Source organism: Flavobacterium sp. Flavsp81, from assembly GCF_059491325.1.
This window is the reverse complement of the sequence record NZ_CP168505.1, coordinates 4369335-4385703: the sequence shown is the minus strand read 5'-3', so window position 1 is coordinate 4385703 and position 16369 is coordinate 4369335. Positions and strand designations below refer to the sequence as shown.

General features: G+C 32.9%; 16 protein-coding genes and 2 tRNA genes. 7 read left to right on the top strand and 11 right to left on the bottom strand.

Features of this window, described 5'->3' with window-relative positions; translation table 11 throughout:
• Positions 1-56 precede the first annotated feature (56 nt).
• The gene (gene rlmN / locus ACEN92_RS18490; protein ID WP_495639803.1) at positions 57-1100 is read right to left on the bottom strand and encodes a dual-specificity RNA methyltransferase RlmN; all 1044 of its coding nucleotides are present in this window, start codon (positions 1098-1100) and stop codon (positions 57-59) included.
• Between the two features lie 209 nt (positions 1101-1309).
• Here rlmN and ACEN92_RS18485 point away from each other — a divergent pair, with 209 nt between their 5' ends.
• The 3 genes from ACEN92_RS18485 to ACEN92_RS18475 all read left to right on the top strand — a co-directional run bounded on the left by ACEN92_RS18485 (position 1310) and on the right by ACEN92_RS18475 (position 3287).
• Positions 1310-1663, top strand: a complete 354-nt coding sequence (locus ACEN92_RS18485; RefSeq protein ID WP_495639802.1) for a hypothetical protein — start codon at positions 1310-1312, stop codon at positions 1661-1663.
• Positions 1664-1775: 112 nt separating this feature from the next.
• Complete coding sequence (locus ACEN92_RS18480; RefSeq protein WP_495639801.1) at positions 1776-2417, top strand: O-methyltransferase; 642 nt, start codon at positions 1776-1778, stop codon at positions 2415-2417.
• A gap of 159 nt (positions 2418-2576) precedes the next feature.
• A complete protein-coding gene (locus ACEN92_RS18475) occupies positions 2577-3287 on the top strand; it encodes a phytanoyl-CoA dioxygenase family protein (protein ID WP_495639800.1) in 711 nt (236 codons plus the stop codon).
• A 127-nt stretch (positions 3288-3414) separates the two neighbouring features.
• Here the strand turns inward: ACEN92_RS18475 and ACEN92_RS18470 are convergent, their stop codons facing one another.
• The 7 genes from ACEN92_RS18470 to ACEN92_RS18440 all read right to left on the bottom strand — a co-directional run bounded on the left by ACEN92_RS18470 (position 3415) and on the right by ACEN92_RS18440 (position 9452).
• Positions 3415-3978, bottom strand: coding sequence for a phosphatase PAP2 family protein (locus ACEN92_RS18470; protein ID WP_495639799.1), 564 nt, complete (start codon positions 3976-3978; stop codon positions 3415-3417).
• Positions 3978-4325, bottom strand: a complete 348-nt coding sequence (locus tag ACEN92_RS18465) for a Sec-independent protein translocase subunit TatA/TatB (RefSeq protein ID WP_495639798.1) — start codon at positions 4323-4325, stop codon at positions 3978-3980. Before ACEN92_RS18465 ends, ACEN92_RS18470 begins: the two co-directional genes overlap by 1 nt.
• A gap of 103 nt (positions 4326-4428) precedes the next feature.
• The gene (locus tag ACEN92_RS18460) at positions 4429-6672 is read right to left on the bottom strand and encodes a M1 family metallopeptidase (protein ID WP_495639797.1); all 2244 of its coding nucleotides are present in this window, start codon (positions 6670-6672) and stop codon (positions 4429-4431) included.
• 64 nt (positions 6673-6736) lie between these two features.
• Entirely contained in the window at positions 6737-7243 is a 507-nt protein-coding gene (locus ACEN92_RS18455) for a DUF6702 family protein (protein ID WP_495639796.1), read from the bottom strand.
• The gene (gene bamP, locus ACEN92_RS18450) at positions 7240-7995 is read right to left on the bottom strand and encodes a BamP family beta-barrel-assembly machinery protein (protein ID WP_495639795.1); all 756 of its coding nucleotides are present in this window, start codon (positions 7993-7995) and stop codon (positions 7240-7242) included. Before bamP ends, ACEN92_RS18455 begins: the two co-directional genes overlap by 4 nt.
• Positions 7985-8710, bottom strand: coding sequence for a carboxypeptidase-like regulatory domain-containing protein (locus ACEN92_RS18445; protein ID WP_495639794.1), 726 nt, complete (start codon positions 8708-8710; stop codon positions 7985-7987). Before ACEN92_RS18445 ends, bamP begins: the two co-directional genes overlap by 11 nt.
• The gene (locus ACEN92_RS18440) at positions 8697-9452 is read right to left on the bottom strand and encodes a hypothetical protein (protein WP_495639793.1); all 756 of its coding nucleotides are present in this window, start codon (positions 9450-9452) and stop codon (positions 8697-8699) included. The genes ACEN92_RS18445 and ACEN92_RS18440 overlap by 14 nt, the downstream gene beginning before the upstream one ends.
• Positions 9453-9615: 163 nt before the next feature.
• Between ACEN92_RS18440 and pepE the strand changes: the two genes are divergently transcribed.
• Complete coding sequence (gene pepE, locus ACEN92_RS18435) at positions 9616-10323, top strand: dipeptidase PepE (RefSeq protein ID WP_495639792.1); 708 nt, start codon at positions 9616-9618, stop codon at positions 10321-10323.
• 130 nt (positions 10324-10453) lie between these two features.
• Here pepE and ACEN92_RS18430 read toward each other — a convergent pair.
• Positions 10454-10526, bottom strand: a tRNA-Gly gene (locus tag ACEN92_RS18430).
• 99 nt (positions 10527-10625) lie between these two features.
• Positions 10626-10698 (bottom strand) — tRNA-Gly (locus ACEN92_RS18425).
• A gap of 132 nt (positions 10699-10830) precedes the next feature.
• On the opposite strand from ACEN92_RS18425, the gene ACEN92_RS18420 reads away from it, so the two are divergent.
• Both ACEN92_RS18420 and ACEN92_RS18415 read left to right on the top strand, forming a co-directional pair.
• Positions 10831-11268: a GNAT family N-acetyltransferase gene (locus tag ACEN92_RS18420; protein WP_495639791.1), complete on the top strand. Its 438-nt coding sequence runs from the start codon at positions 10831-10833 to the stop codon at positions 11266-11268.
• Between the two features lies 1 nt (position 11269).
• Positions 11270-12850 carry a L,D-transpeptidase family protein gene (locus ACEN92_RS18415; protein WP_495639790.1) on the top strand — a complete coding sequence of 527 codons (1581 nt, stop codon included), beginning with the start codon at positions 11270-11272 and terminating at the stop codon, positions 12848-12850.
• Here the strand turns inward: ACEN92_RS18415 and ACEN92_RS18410 are convergent.
• Entirely contained in the window at positions 12839-13561 is a 723-nt protein-coding gene (locus ACEN92_RS18410; protein ID WP_495639789.1) for a murein L,D-transpeptidase catalytic domain family protein, read from the bottom strand. The genes ACEN92_RS18415 and ACEN92_RS18410 overlap by 12 nt on opposite strands.
• Positions 13562-13832: 271 nt before the next feature.
• Between ACEN92_RS18410 and ACEN92_RS18405 the strand changes: the two genes are divergently transcribed.
• Positions 13833-16241 (top strand): DUF5916 domain-containing protein, encoded by a 2409-nt coding sequence (locus ACEN92_RS18405; protein ID WP_495639788.1) that lies wholly within the window; start codon positions 13833-13835, stop codon positions 16239-16241.
• Positions 16242-16369: the final 128 nt, after the last annotated feature.

The window sequence follows — 16369 nt, the reverse complement described above, 5'->3', positions numbered from 1 at the left end:
AAACAAGTTCAATTCTTGCTTTTAATGCTTTTTTTTATTCTTTTTAAATATAAAAACTATCCTTCCTTGTTGGCTAATTGCCCGCAAGCAGCATCAATATCTTTTCCGCGGCTGCGGCGAACTTTTACCACTACTCCAATGTTTTCCAATGCTTTTATATAAGCCAGAATAGATTCTTCTGAAGCCTGCTGAAACTCTCCATCATCAATTGGGTTATATTCAATTAAATTAACCTTACACGGCACATATTTACAGAATTTAACCAAGGCATCAATCGAAGCTTTATCATCGTTAATACCTTTCCAGACTACATATTCGTAGGAAATTTTGTTTTTGGTTTTTCTGTACCAGTATTCTAAAGCTTCACGCAAATCTGCTAATGGAAAGTTTTTGCTGAAAGGCATGATTCGGGCACGAATTTCATCAATTGCAGAGTGCAAAGAAACGGCCAGTTTGAATTTCACTTCATCATCTGCCATTTTTTTTATCATTTTCGGAATTCCCGAAGTCGATACGATAATACGTTTTGGAGACATTCCTAAACCTTCAGGAGATGTAATCATATCGATTGCTTTAATGACATTGTTATAATTCATTAAAGGCTCTCCCATTCCCATAAAAACAATATTAGAAAGTGGATGATTGTGATATAAACGACTTTCTTTGTCTATTGCAAGAACCTGATCGTAGATTTCGCCCGGTTCCAGGTTTCGCATTCTTTTTAATCGTGCTGTTGCACAAAAATTACAATCTAAACTACATCCCACCTGACTCGAAACACAAGCTGTTGTTCGGGTTTCAGTTGGAATCAAAACAGATTCGACAACCAAACCATCATGTAACCGAACAGCATTTTTCACGGTTCCGTCACTGCTTCGCTGCATAGTATCAACTTTAATGTGATTGATTACAAAATTATTCTCCAGCATCACCCTTGTAGGTTTCGCTACATTGGTCATATCATCAAAACTGTGTGCTCCTTTGCTCCATAACCATTCATAGACCTGATTTCCACGAAAAGCTTTGTCATTATTTGCGACAAAAAAATCCCGCAACTGATCTTTTGATAAGGCTCGTATGTCTTTTTTCTCGATTTGCATGCTGCAAAGTTACTAAGTATTTATGGAAACCTTTTCATTCTGAAAAAAGTTTATGTTTATCTTTAAATATCATAAAAGTTGGCACGAGTATTGTCTTGCTCTCAACAGAAAAATAATCTTACAAGAAGCGCTTAATTTTAAAATTTGTATTTTTATTTTTTCAGCTTTATAACCTTTATATATTATCAATTTTAAACAATTAAATTATCATGAAAAAACAAATTTTAAGTTTTGCAGTTATTGCTTTATTAGCATTCGCCGTACAATCTTGTGGAGACAAAAAAGAAACGAAAGCTGAAGATGAATTAACTCTTGGAAACAAGGTAGATTCTCTGACAACAGATATTGAAGAAGTAAGGGACAGCGCTGTTGTTAAAGCTGAAAATGCAGCTGAAAAAGCAAAAGCAGCTACCGAGGAAGCAAAAGAAAAAACAAAAGAAACGGTAGAAGATGTAAAAGAAGCTACTAAAAAAGCAGCTGATAAAGCTGAAGCAGCTGCAAAAGCAGCCAAAGACGGAACTGTGCAAACAGCTAAAGATGTTAATGAGGCTTTGAAAAAATAATTTCTCAGAATTCAAAATTGAAACCATTCGCTACAACGAATGGTTTTTTTTATGCGAAAAAGTAACCCGATATTTTTTGTATTTTTGTCCTTCAAATTTAGAAGATCATCACATGCATTTTATATCACAGGAACTGGAAGATTACATCGAACAACATTCTGAAAATGAACCGGAATTATTAGCGAAATTAAATAAGGAAACTTATCAAAAAATACTTTTACCCAGAATGTTAAGCGGGCATTTTCAGGGCCGGGTTTTAAGTATGTTATCAAAACTGATCCGCCCGCTAAACATTCTTGAAATCGGAACTTATACGGGTTATGCCGCTTTGTGTCTTTGTGAAGGGATGCGAGAAAACGGGCAGCTTCATACCATTGATATTAAGGAAGAATTGATAGATTTTCAGCGGAAATATTTTGATGCATCACCTTGGGGAAATCAAATTTTTCAGCATTTAGGTGAAGCTGTAAAGATTATCCCCGATCTGGACATCAAATTTGATTTGGTTTTTATTGATGCTGATAAAGAAAACTACCTGAATTATTGGGAAATGATTGTTCCAAAGATGAATAAAGGCGGAATTATTTTGTCTGATAATGTTTTGTGGAGCGGAAAAATTCTGGAGCCTGTTCACCCAAATGATATTAGTACAAAAGTACTTCTGGAATACAATATACTTTTGAAAAATGATCCAAGGGTTGAAACTGTTTTATTACCTATTCGTGATGGATTGACTGTTAGTCGGGTACTTTAAAAAAATTATAGCCTCCTGCTTTAGCTGTAGGAGTATAATTTAATCACAGCAAAGGCTTTAGCCAAATTAATTCCATTGCGCTTTTTTTGGCTAAAGCCTTTGCTTTTCAACTTCTGATTACCTCCAGCTAAAGCAGGAGGCAATTCAAAATATTAAATAATGAAACACGAAATTACTTCTGAAGGTTTTACAATTTTAAATAATGTTTATACCGATAATGAAATTGAAAAACTGATTTCTTTGATTGAAAAAAAGACAGAAAACAACACAGAAAATGCAACTTTTAGAAAATCTCAGGATTTATTTGCTATCAGACAATTTCATAAAGAAATTCCGGAGACGCTAGATTTTATTTTTAATCAAAACTTAAAAGATATTATCGAAAATACTTTTGGGAAAGGGTATTTTATCACCAAATCAATCTATTTTGACAAACCGGAAAAATCGAATTGGTTTGTTGCTTATCATCAGGATTTGACTATTTCTGTGAATAAAAAAATTGAAATTGAAAATTTTGAAAACTGGACTATAAAACAAAATCAATTCGCTGTTCAGCCTCCTACAGCAATTCTGGAAAAGAATTTCACTATTAGAATTCATATTGATAAAACTACCAAAGACAATGGTGCTTTGAAAGTCATTAATAATTCGCATTCGAAAGGGATTTTAAGAATCGAAAATCTGAAAATTGAAAATGAAACAATTTGCGAGGTTGAGAAAGGTGGCATAATGATTATGAAACCTTTACTTTTTCATGCTTCAAACAAGACTACTAATAATGAAAGAAGACGCGTTATTCATATAGAATTCAGTAATCAACAGCTCCCGGACGGATTAGACTGGAGCGAAAAAGATTTTATTCGTAATTAAATTGCCTTATAAAAATTGGTGCCATAGCCCAGATGGAAACGGCATCCTTTTGTTTTTTTCTTTAAAAAACAAAAGATACAGTGAACAGCTGGATTAGCTCCTTATTTCAATTCTGCTTGCAAAATTATTATCCCGGAAAATATTTTGGCTTTAATTTTCGGTACACTAAATAAAGCAGTGAACCAAAAACTGCTCCGACGAAATAACCTGTAAGAATGTCTCCCGGATAGTGCAATCCTAAGTAGATTCGGCTATAAGCGAAGATTAACGGCCATAAGAACAGAAATCCTAAATATTTAAAATGACGTCTTAGAACTAAATATAAAAAGATTGATACCGCCATTGTATTGGCAGCGTGGCCTGAGAAAAAGCTATACGATTTTCTTACCTGAACGATTCGGATAAACGATTTGATATCAGGATTGTTGCACGGACGTAAGCGCTCAAAAGTGTTTTTACAGAGATTGGTAGCCTGATCTGTAAATGCAACTAAAACTGCTATAAAAAGGATCAAATATAAGGTTTGCTTAATTCCGATTTTTTTGTAAATAATATAAAAAAGGAATAAAAAAAACGGTGTCCAATACAGCTGTTGGGTAATAATCAGCCAAAAGTTATCATATGTTTCAGAACCAAAACTATTAAGATATACAAGAAGACTGATATCTAATTCTTTAATTTTTTCGAGCATTATCTTTGACGTTTTACAGGTCCTGAAATTGAATCAATATCTTCTTTTACTTTTTCAATCTCATGGGTTGTATCGCCCAGCAAATTATTTGTATCGCCCAATATATTTGTTTTTGCATTATTGATTTCGGCATTGATATTTCCGGTAATATCGGTTAAGGATTTAGTATCAAAACCATTGGCTTCTGCTCCTTTTTGGATTTCACTTTTAATATCGTTAGTAGCGTTTTTTAATTGTGCCATAGCCTTCCCCATAGTACGTGCAATCTCCGGTACTTTATCTGAACCAAAAAGCATTAGTACTATAAACAGTATGAAAACTAATTCTCCTCCACCTATACCGAACATATCTTTTTATTTTTTTGTGCCACAAAGATATTAAATTTTGTAGCTGAGAGTTTTAAAATTTACTTAAAAAAAAAGACTCTGTTTCAGAGTCTTTTTTTTTATATTAATCAAATTTTGATTTTTCTTCTGCTTTTGGCCAGGAGTTATTGGTTACATCAATATCCGCAGTCATTAATTTTGGATCTATCTGAATACTTTTGATTGCTTTTTCAGTTGCATAAACTTTTTTAGCGGTTTCATTATTTTTTCTCCAGATTTGAGCCGGATACTGGAAGTTTTGTTTCGAACCATCTTCGTAAGTAATCTCAACAAGGATTGGCATAATCATTCCACCTGGCTTGTTAAACTCAACTTCGTAGAAATATTTAGGCGATTTTAAACTTGCTTTTTCTTCTGCAGTAAAAGTTTGGCTTACATAATCAGCCAATGGTTTTACATCTTCTATTTTTAGTGCTTTTTTATTGAAAGCATTTACTTCAGCATTATCTCCGGCCACTAAATAAACGAATGGTCCTTTATCAAATCCAAAACGTCCTTTTCTCACTTTTACATCTTTAAGATCAGCTGTTGGAGTTTCAGAAACATAATATTGTTTTACTTCTTTGATTCCGATATCTACAAAATCAGTTGAATAAAACCATCCTCTGATAAACCAGTCTAAATCGACAGCAGAAGCATCTTCCATAGTCCTGAAGAAATCTTCAGGAGTCGGATGTTTGAACTTCCATCTGTTCGCATATGTTTTAAAAGCATAATCAAACAATTCTCTTCCCATTACTACTTCTCTCAAAATATTAAGTCCTGTAGCCGGTTTTCCGTAAGCATTATTTCCAAATTGCAGAATTGTCTCAGAATTAGACATAATCGGCTCCAGAAACTTTTGGTCTCCGCTCATATAAGGAACAATATTTTTTGCAGGCCCGCGTCTTGAAGGAAAATTTGGATCTAATTCCTGCTCTGCCAAATACTCCAAAAATGAATTTAAACCTTCATCCATCCAGGTCCATTGACGTTCATCTGAATTCACAATCATTGGAAAAAAATTGTGCCCAACTTCATGAACTACAACACCAATCATTCCGTTTTTAACTTCTTTGCTTGTCACTCCGTTTTCGTCAGGGCGTCCAAAATTCCAGCAAATCATCGGATATTCCATTCCCTGATCTTCTGCTGAAACTGAAACTGCTTTTGGATACGGATAATCAAATGTGTGTGAAGAATAGCTTTTTAAGGTATGAGCCACAGTCATCGTTGACGTTTCTCCCCAAAGCGGATTTGCTTCTTTTGGATAAACCGATTCTGCCATAACAATTTTACCTCCTACTTTCACGGCCATTGCATCATAAATAAATTTTCTTGACGAAGCGATTCCGAAATCACGTACGTTTTTAGCACTGAATTTCCATGTTTTTTTCTTTTCAGAGAAACCTTTTTCAGCAGCTTCAGCTTCGGCTTGCGTAACAATTACTACCGGTTTATCAAATGATTTTTGAGCCTGTTCGTAACGTTTTACCTGTTCTGGAGTAAAAACTTCGCTTCTGTTTGTCAATTCTCCTGTTGCATCAATTACGTGATCTGCAGGAACAGTAATATTTACGTCAAAATTCCCGAAAGGTAAAGCAAACTCTCCACTCCCCCAGAATTGCATATTTTGCCATCCTTCAACATCGTTATAAACTGCCATTCTTGGATAGAATTGCGCAATTACATATAATTTATTTCCGTCTTTTTCAAACAACTCATAACCTGAACGTCCGCCTTCCTTTCTATAATTATTGATGTTGTACCACCATTTTATAGCCAATGAAATTTTTTCCCCGGGTTTTAAAGGCTTATCTAAATTGATACGCATCATAGTTTCATTGATGGTATATGACATTGGATTTCCTTTAGCGTCTTTTACATATTCAATATTAAAACCACGTTCTAAATCTTTTTTCAAATATTTACCTGAAAAACCATCCAATGGTAAAACCTGATTAATTTTTTCTCCTTCCGCCAAAGATGTTTGCGTATTTGCCTTAGCCTGATTCTGATCCAACTGAATCCATAAGTACTCTAAACTGTCAGGTGAATTGTTAGAATAAGTGATTGTTTCAGAACCGCTTAATTTTGAGTTTTTATCGTCCAGCTCAATATCAATTTTATAATCTGCCTGTTGTTGGTAATAGGCAGGACCCGGAGCACCTGATGCTGTACGAAACATATTAGGTGTTGCCATCAAATCATACATCTGGCTAAACTTGTTCGTATCATATTTACCTTGTTGTTTTGGAGTAACAACGGCATTTTTTTCCTGAGCCATCAGCATCGCCGGAAAAAGCAATAGCAATGAAAGTTTTTTCATAAATATTTTTGGAATTTTTTGAAGCTGTGAAAATAGTAATAATAAACAATAATATTACCTGTCATTAATACTTTAACACTTCTTTCCTTGAAGATTCTGTAAATAGAATACTCTTTTTTATACCAAATGCTGAAATATGTGTAATGTTTTGCTGTTCAGCATTCCAATCTGTCAAAACTGTATTGGTAATCTCAAGTGCCTTAAATTTTTCGATAGCTGTAATTCTCGAATAACAGACTAAAACATCATTTGATTCGATTTCTTTAGATAAAAAAGTAATAGTTTTTGACTGACCGTTTACTTTTATTGTGAAGTTTTCAGAAAGATACTTTTTCAATAAATCAATATCTTCCTGTGTTTCCTTTTCAGTACCGATGAAGGATTTTTTATGGTATTTCTTCTCTATTCCGTTATTTAAATCATCAATAAAAATACGGGAAGTAATTTGAATCATTTTTTTTTCGGCAGCATAATTAACCTGAAAAACACCCATATAAAATTTATGAAAAGCAAAAGCAGACAGCGAAAAAAATAGTATTCCTATCAAACAATAAACTACTTTATTTTTCATTTTTGAATCACTGTAGTTTTTTTGAATTCCTTATTCTTATTGATCATAAAGTCCATTAACTGAAATTTCTCATCTGGTTCTAAATACTTTTTAGATTCAGAATCATTGGAGCAATACATTAAAAACAAGTCTATTTCGTCTGTTTTTAACCCTAATGTTTTAGTAAAAAAATCAGTTGTAAAATTATCTTTTGAATATTCAACAAAAGCAATGTCACTAATAACTTCCTCTTTTATTTCTTCATCTTTCCGTAAAAGCTTTTTAACATCCTTGAAAATTCTAACAAAATCCATTCCGTATTTAATGGTCTGGTCAGAATACATTACAGTATTTTTTGCAACAGATTGTTTATCGTCTTCAAACTGCGTATCGACTATTCCTTGCGATCCGCCCTGCAATGATTTTACTTTTAGCTCCTTATGAACCAAAACTTCTTTTAATTCGATATTAACTAAATCCAAAGGAACTGAAAAAAGTGCTTCCGCGCAGTCTTTTTCTGTTAATACAACTTTTTTAGATTGAAATACCAAGCCTGTAAACAACAAAGTATCTTTTGGCCTTGCCATGATATCAAACAATCCGTTTGGTCCAATAAAAGTTCTGACATTCGCATTAATGTTCATCACATAACCGCTTTCAATTGCAAGAGATTTATTAACAACTTGTCCATGCAATGATTTTCTTGAATTAGTTTGTCCTATTGTAAATTGACAAAATAAACAGATTACAAATATTCCTAATTTATCTCTCATGCTCTATAATTGTTAGATATTCCTGCGCTAAACCTGTTATTAAAAACATACTCATCGTTTTGTTCTTTGTATCCAAAGATACAGCAAATTCAGAATTATCTACGCAGTAAAACTGAAATCCTTTAATGTATTCCAACGGAATTTTAAGTCGTTCAGTATAATAAGCTTCATCAAAAAGATATTCCATTTTTCTAAAAAGCATTTCCTTTTTTTCAATTTTCGCTTCTTTTTTCAGCATGGCTGTTCTTCCTGAAATTCCGTTTAACAGCTTATCTACAGAAGTTGATGTTGCTGTATAGACTTTCCTTTCAGCAGGAGTATATTTTTTTTGTCCTTGTGGAATAACTCCAAGATTTTCTGCTGTAATATTGGCATTTTCGTTAACAATTACTTCCTTAAGCTGAATTTCTTTAACTTTCATTTTTATCCGAAGTAAATTGGAAATTAAATCTTCTGCTGTAATCCGATACCGAAGAGGTTCTAAATTAATCGCCGAAAAAACCAAAACATCTCCCTCTTTTACTTTAATCAAAAACATTCCCTCTGCATCAGAAACAGTTGTAACCTGCGTTGTATTATTGATAATATTAACGTTTTCTACAGAAGTTGACTGCTCGGATATTTGTCCTGAAATTTCTTTGGCACCAGTATTTTGTCCAAAAGAAATTTGAAAAAAGAACAAAAGTAAAACGGAGAAGACATTATTTATTTTCAATGGCAAGTATTTCTTTGTATTTAACGGCTAATTCACCTAACAGGAATTCTGTCGAAGTTTTATTCTTAGAGTTTAAAATTGCTGTAAACTTATCGTTCTCAACCGCATAATATTCAAATCCTTTTACATATTCAAGAGGAATTTTTAACCTGTTTACAAAATGGTCTATTGTAAACATATTTTCCAAAATCCTCATAAAAGTCTCTTTTTTCTCCACAGCAAGTTCTTTTTTCAACATCGCTGTTCTGCCGGATAAAAAATTCAGCAAAGGATCTACAGAAACAGACCCTCCGGCCATTGATCCGGCACTGGCGGTTGCATTTAGTCCCGTAGCTGTCTGAAGTCTTCTTTCAGCCTGTGTATAGCTTTTCTGCCCACCCGGAATTACCCCTAAAGCAACTGCGTTAATATTATCATATCTTTTTATAATTACTTCCTGAAGCTGATGAATTACAGGATTTAATTTTACAGTAAAGTTCAGATCCGAAAAATTTTCTTCTGTAATGACAATTCTCGTTTCCTTAAATTGTATCGATGAAAAAACAAGTGTGTCTCCCACTTTAGCTTCAATAGAAAAATCTCCTGAAACATTGGCGATTGCCATAACTTCAGTACGTGTATTTACCACATACACTCCTTCGACATCACCGGTATTTGCAATTATTTTTCCATTGAAAGTATTCTGCCCCAAAACAATTTGAGACAATCCCAACAACAAAACAATTACAATTTTATTTGTCAAAATACTGAAGAATTAGATTTTCTTAAAGTTGTAAAAATATCTTAATCTCTTCAAAATTTAGTATTAATGACATGGTAAAAATATGTTAATTAAAGTGTTGTTTTTTTTAGTATAAAGTGAACCTATTTAATATCTTTAATCTAACAAAAATGAATTTAGCTTTATGAAAAAAATTATAATTGCAAGTACTTCTACTCTCCACGGGGGCAGTTATTTAGATTATTTATTACCTGCACTGCAATCACATTTTAAAGACTGTAAAAGTGTTTTATTTATCCCATACGCCAGGCCAGGCGGCATTTCGCATTATGAATACACTCAAAAAGTATCTGAAGCCTTTCAAAACATAAACATTTCAGTAAAAGGAATTCATGAATTTGAAAATCCCGAAACAGCTGTAAAAAACGCCGAAGGAATATTTACCGGCGGAGGGAATACTTTTTTGTTGGTTACTCAATTGTACAGAAACAACATTATGCAAGTTCTTTCTGAAACGGTAAAAAATGGAACTCCATATTTAGGTACCAGTGCAGGAAGTAACATTTGCGGTCTTTCGATGCAAACCACAAACGATATGCCTATTATTTATCCGCCCAGTTTTCAAACTTTAGGTTTGATTCCGTTTAACCTGAATCCGCATTATTTAGATCCTGAAGAGCAATCTACTCATATGGGAGAAACACGCGAAATGAGAATCAAAGAGTTTCATGCTTTTAATAACACTCCGGTTTTAGGATTAAGAGAAGGCAGCTGGCTTGAGGTAAAGGCAGATAAAATTACTTTAAAAGGAAATCTGTCAGCCCGTTTATTTCAACAGAACCAGGCTCCAAAAGAATTAGAACCCGAAAGTGATTTGAGTAATTTAAAATAAAAAGATTTGTTATCATATAAGTAATCTAAGTTCATTTAAAAGTTTACGAAAAAAAAACTTATCTTTCTTATATCACTTATATGGTTTAAAAACAAAAAATCCCCAAACAAATTGCTTGAGGATTTTGAAGAGCGAAAGACGAGGCTCGAACTCGCGACAACCAGCTTGGAAGGCTGGAGCTCTACCAACTGAGCTACTTTCGCATTAACAGGGTGCAAATATAAATAATTAAATGGTTTAAAAAAATAAAAAACAATAATTATTCAATTTAAAAAAATCTAACTCTTCAGTTTCGATTTTAGAGCGAAAGACGAGGCTCGAACTCGCGACAACCAGCTTGGAAGGCTGGAGCTCTACCAACTGAGCTACTTTCGCATTACTGGTGCAAATATAAAAAATAAGTTAAGTTCAAAACAAGCTTTTCCTGAAAAAAAATAAATTAAAAATCACTATTTCCAGTAATCTATTTAAAATTAAAATGTTATAGCTTTGTTTTTTTATTCAAACATGGTATTAATTAGAGAAATAACTGCTCAGGAGACCTTTATTATACGACAATCTGTACTTCGGCAAGGAAAACCTCTTGAGGCTTGTGCTTTGGAAGATGACAATTTAAAGACTACACATCATTTCGGTTTATTTGAAAATTCAAATTTAACAGGAATTATTTCATTATTTATAAAAACCAATCCTATATTTGCACAAAATTTACAAGCTCAAATCAGAGGCATGGGTATTTTAGAAATCCATCAGAAAAAAGGTTTTGGAGAAGCATTAGTAAAACATTGTGAGGATTATTGTGCTTCAAAACAGTTTGATTTAATTTGGTTTAATGCCAGAGCTACAGCAGTTGGATTCTATAAAAAACTGGGATATGAAATCAATGGAAATCCATTTGATATACCTGAAATTGGAGAACATTATTTAATGTATAAAAAATTATAAAATGAATAAACTTTACTTTTTTCTAATAATATGTGTTCTAATAAGTTGCAAAAAAGAAGTTCCTAAAACCAAGCTTCCATCAAAAATACCAGCTATCATAATTACTGATGAACGTACAGTAGAAATTGATACTGCCTTAATCAGCTCTTTTAAAAGTGAAACATTAAAACAATTTTATACTGCATCTGAAAATAAAACAGTCTGGGGAAATCTCAAAAAAAGGAATTATATTTTATCCCAACTGGAAAAATCAGATGAACTGGGACTGAATCCAAACGACTATAAAATAAAAATTCTGAAGCAATACGATGGCAGGATAAATGACCTGAGCAATACTGAACTTGCAAAGTATGACCTTATGCTAACCCATAATTTTGAAAAATATATAACGCACTTATACGAAGGAAAATTAAATCCTAAATATCTGTATGGAGACTGGGCGCTTGAAGATAAATCTTTTGATATCAACACCGCTTTGGTAAAAAGCTTTAATCGCAACACCCTGGATAGTCTGGTTCAAAACGTCCAACCGAAATCCCAAACTTACAAACAGTTATTGAAAGCGTTAAAACTTATCGATGAGTTTCCGGATGATAATATCAAAATCATTGAAACCGCAGAAAAAAAACTAACGCCTAACGATACCAATACTGCTTTAATTAATATCAAAAAAAGACTTTTGTACTGGAAGGACATGTCCGGAAAAGACCGCCTGACAAACATCTACGATAAAAAAACATTCGAGTCTGTTAAGAAGTTTCAAGCCCGTCACGGATTAGTTCCCGATGGTATTATTGGATTTGGAACATTCAAAGCCCTGAACTATTCAAAAACCAGAAGAAAGCAGCAAATAATTGTCAATTTAGAGCGTTGGCGATGGTATCCAAACGAGTTTTCAGAAAATTATTTCATCGTAAACATTCCTGATTTCACTCTAAAAGTCATAGAAAAACAGGACACAACTGTTGTTAGAAAAGTCGTAGTAGGAACCAGTAAAAGAAAAACCCCGGTTTTAACCTCAACACTTAAAACTATAGTTTTTAATCCAACCTGGACAGTTCCACCAACGATTTTAAAAGAAGATGTGGTACCGGCAATGAAACGTAATAGAAATTATTTGAAACGTAAAAACATTACTATTTATGATACTGCAGGACATGAAGTTGATCCTGTAAATTGGAATGAAAACAAACCCCGCAGTTATAGGTATATACAAAGTCCCAGTTACAATAATTCATTAGGATTAATAAAAATTATGTTTCCTAATAATTATAGCGTGTATTTGCACGACACTAATCATCGTAACTATTTTGAAAGAAATAATCGTTCTTTGAGTTCCGGATGTGTTCGCGTAGAAAATCCTCTGGAACTAGCCAGACATATTTTAGATGATCCTAAAAATTGGTCGAAAGACAAAATCGATACTATTATTGCCCGTAAAAAAACAACCCACATCAAAATCACCAAAAAGTATAAATTATATCAGTGGTACTGGACTGCCTGGAGCGAGAATAATAAATTAATTTTTAGAAATGATATCTATGATTTAGATGACGATTTGTATTCCAAGTTAAGAAATTAGCTCTTCTGTAGAGAAACTGCTTCTTGATGGATGATAAATATACAAACACGACTTATCTTTTATAGTCTGGATAATCTCATTTGTCAATTCAACCGGTATAGCAGGACAACCCTGGCTTCTGCCTAATCGTTTGTTGTTTCTGATAAAAGATTCAGAAACATAATCAGCGCCATGAATTACGACAGCTCTTTCGCGGGCATGATCATTAACACCTTTTTCTAAACCGTCCAAGCGTAATGAAACACCGTGTTTTCCCTGATAAATTTCTCCGGTAGCATAAAACCCTAAACTACTTTTATAAGATGAGTTTATGTTTGAAAATGTAGATGCAAATTCTTCTCCGGTATTTCTGCCATGGGCGACAAGAGATTGAAACAGAATTGTATTTGTATTTAAATCAATTACCCAAAGGCGTTTGACGTTTGATGACAAACTAAAATCGATTAAAGTCAAAATATCTTTCTGAATAAGTCCTTTCTCTTTCAATAAATAAAACCCTTTTAAGGCTTCTGAAAAAGTTTTAAGTCCGGGCAAAGCAAAATTATGTGTATTTAAGCTATTATAGATACTTTCAATTTTAGAATCAATAGCTAATTTTTCAACTTTTGCAATGTTTTTTACTGATGTAGGTTTCGTTTCAGTACTATTTTTAGAATCTGTGCCGAATGACAAAAACAAAAATAAAATTAGGGGATAAATCTTATAAATCATTGAATTCGTTTAGGTTATACTTAATTTGAGGGTTTTGCAAATGTATAATTTATTTGGAATTACAAAAATTTATATCACTAAATTTGGTGATATTTGTTCAAACTTTAACAATTTAAGGCCTAAAAAGTTAAAGTAAACTAATTAAATAATTATTTTTGGTCAGATTAAACTTAAGTAACAAAATAACAGCCATTTTAATTTTAAAAAAACATAATAAATTCATTCTCAAAACACTGCGCCCCAAGCTTCAATAAACTGATTTAAAAACAATATGAAAAAAATACTTTTACTAAGTATCTTAATAATAAATATTCAAGGTTACTCTCAAAAAAAAACTCTCCAAACACAATTTACTACTGAAAATATTTCTATTGATGGAAAACTAAATGAAGAAGCATGGAAAAATGCTGTAACAGCTTCCGACTTTGTTATGTTTACACCCGATAACGGAAAACCAATTCCGGACAATCAAAAAACAGAAATCAAAGTTTTATATGACAATGATGCCATATACATAGGCGCCATACTATATGATAATGAGCCTGATAAAATTTTAAAAGAGATTTCTAAACGGGATAATTTTGGAACAGCAGATGTTTTTGGAGTTTTTATAAATGGGTTTAATGACGGTCAGCAAAATTTCGAGTTTTTTGTATCAGCAGCAGATGTTCAGAGTGACTGTATCATGACCGATGCCATCGGAGAGGATTATTCCTGGGATGCAATCTGGAGCAGTAAAGCTACAATTACCGAGAATGGCTGGGTGGTTGAAGTTAAAATTCCATATGCTGCGCTACGTTTTTCAAATGAAAACAAACAAACGTGGGGAATCAATTTTTTTAGAGAAATTAAACGGGAGCGAAAAAAATATAGCTGGAATTTAATTAATACTAAGCTAGGAACTATTTCACAGCAGAATGGAAATCTGGAAGGAATTGAAAACATCAAACCTCCTACCCGATTGTTTTTCATGCCGTATTCTTCTTTTTATCTAAATGCCGGAGCGGACCAAAAAACATATGGAACAATTAAAGGCGGCATGGATATTAAATACGGAATAAATGATGCTTTTACACTTGATGCAATTTTAATTCCGGATTTCGGACAAACAAAATACGATGATCAAATACTGAATTTAGGTCCGTTTGAACAACAATTTAATGAAAACAGGGCTTTCTTTACTGAAGGAACGGATTTGTTTAGTAAAGGGAAAATATTTTATTCAAGAAGAATTGGAGGAGTACCGTCTTTAGAACCAACTTTAAACGAAAATGAAGAAATAGCAGAAAGTCCTCAAACCGTAAATCTTATCAATGCTTTGAAAATTTCAGGCAGAACAAAAAATGGTCTTGGCATTGGGATATTAAACGCTGTCACAGAAAAAACTTCCGCCATTATACAAAATACAATAACAGGACAAAAAAGAAATGAGGTATTAGAACCATTGGCAAATTACAATGTCTTTGTTTTAGACCAGCGCTTTCGCAAAAACTCATCTGTATCTTTAATTAATACCAATGTTACCCGCAACGGACATTTTAGGGATGCGAATGTAACCGGTTTAGTCTGGGACTTAAATACCAGAGCGAATACTTATAATTTATCCGGAAATTTTAAATACAGTACAATCAACGACACTGAAGATAAAAATGGTATTTACTCAACCCTTGGATTAGCAGAAACAAGTGGAAATTACCGTTACAGCGTAGGCACGGATTTTGTCACTAAAGATTTTGATCCAAACGATTTGGGAATTAATTTCTACACCAATTATTATAATTTTTATGGCAATGCCAATTACAGGATACTCAATCCAACTAAGCATTTTAATAGTTTTAGAATAGATTATAATATGTATACCGAGTTTAATAAAGAATCAGGTAAAGTGCAGGACAATACTATTGGTATTGAATTGAACGCAACCAACAAAAAAAATCATTATTTCGAAATCGGAATTACTCTTATCCCTTTAGAATCAAATGATTATTACGAACCCAGAGCCGAAAACAGATATGTAATAATTCCAAGAAAAATAGAAAGCTGGGCAACTCTTTCAACTAATTATAATAACAAATTTGCTTTAGACCTGAATCCATCAATTTCTATTTTAGATCAGCCGGGGAGAATGTCTTACGGCGTAGATGTTGGGCCAAGATATCGTTTTAATGACAGACTTTTAGTGACTTACACTTTTAGCTTTTTCAGAAGAAACAATAACAAAGGCTATATTGATACTGTAAATCCGGAAACAATAGTTTTTGCAAATCGAAATGTAATTACCTACTCAAATACCTTAAACGGAAAATATGCGGTCAACAGTACAATGACACTTAATTTAGCAGTACGCCAATATTGGTCTTATGCTGAAAATAAAAACATTTTACAACTTGAACCTGACGGAACTCTGACTCCTTACCCGCAATATACCGAAAACAAAAACTCCAGTTTTTATTCGTGGAATGCTGATTTATCATATTCATGGTGGTTTGCACCCGGAAGTCAAATTTCTGTTTTATACAGAAACAATGCCTCTAATTTCGAACGCATTATCGACAAAAATTTTGGGAACAACGTTAAAAACCTTATAAATAATGATGCTTTAAAACACGTTTTCTCAATAAGCGTAAAGTATTTTATTGACTATAACGACATCAAAAATAAGATTAGGAATAAGCTCTAGTGTGCATTTATTTTAAAAAACTAAGCCTTCTGTAATTAAATTATTATTTTTTAATGTGGTTCGGTTTATAAAGCATAATTGTATTGGTACTTTCTTGCACATTTTATAAATGGTTTATCTTTGCAAAA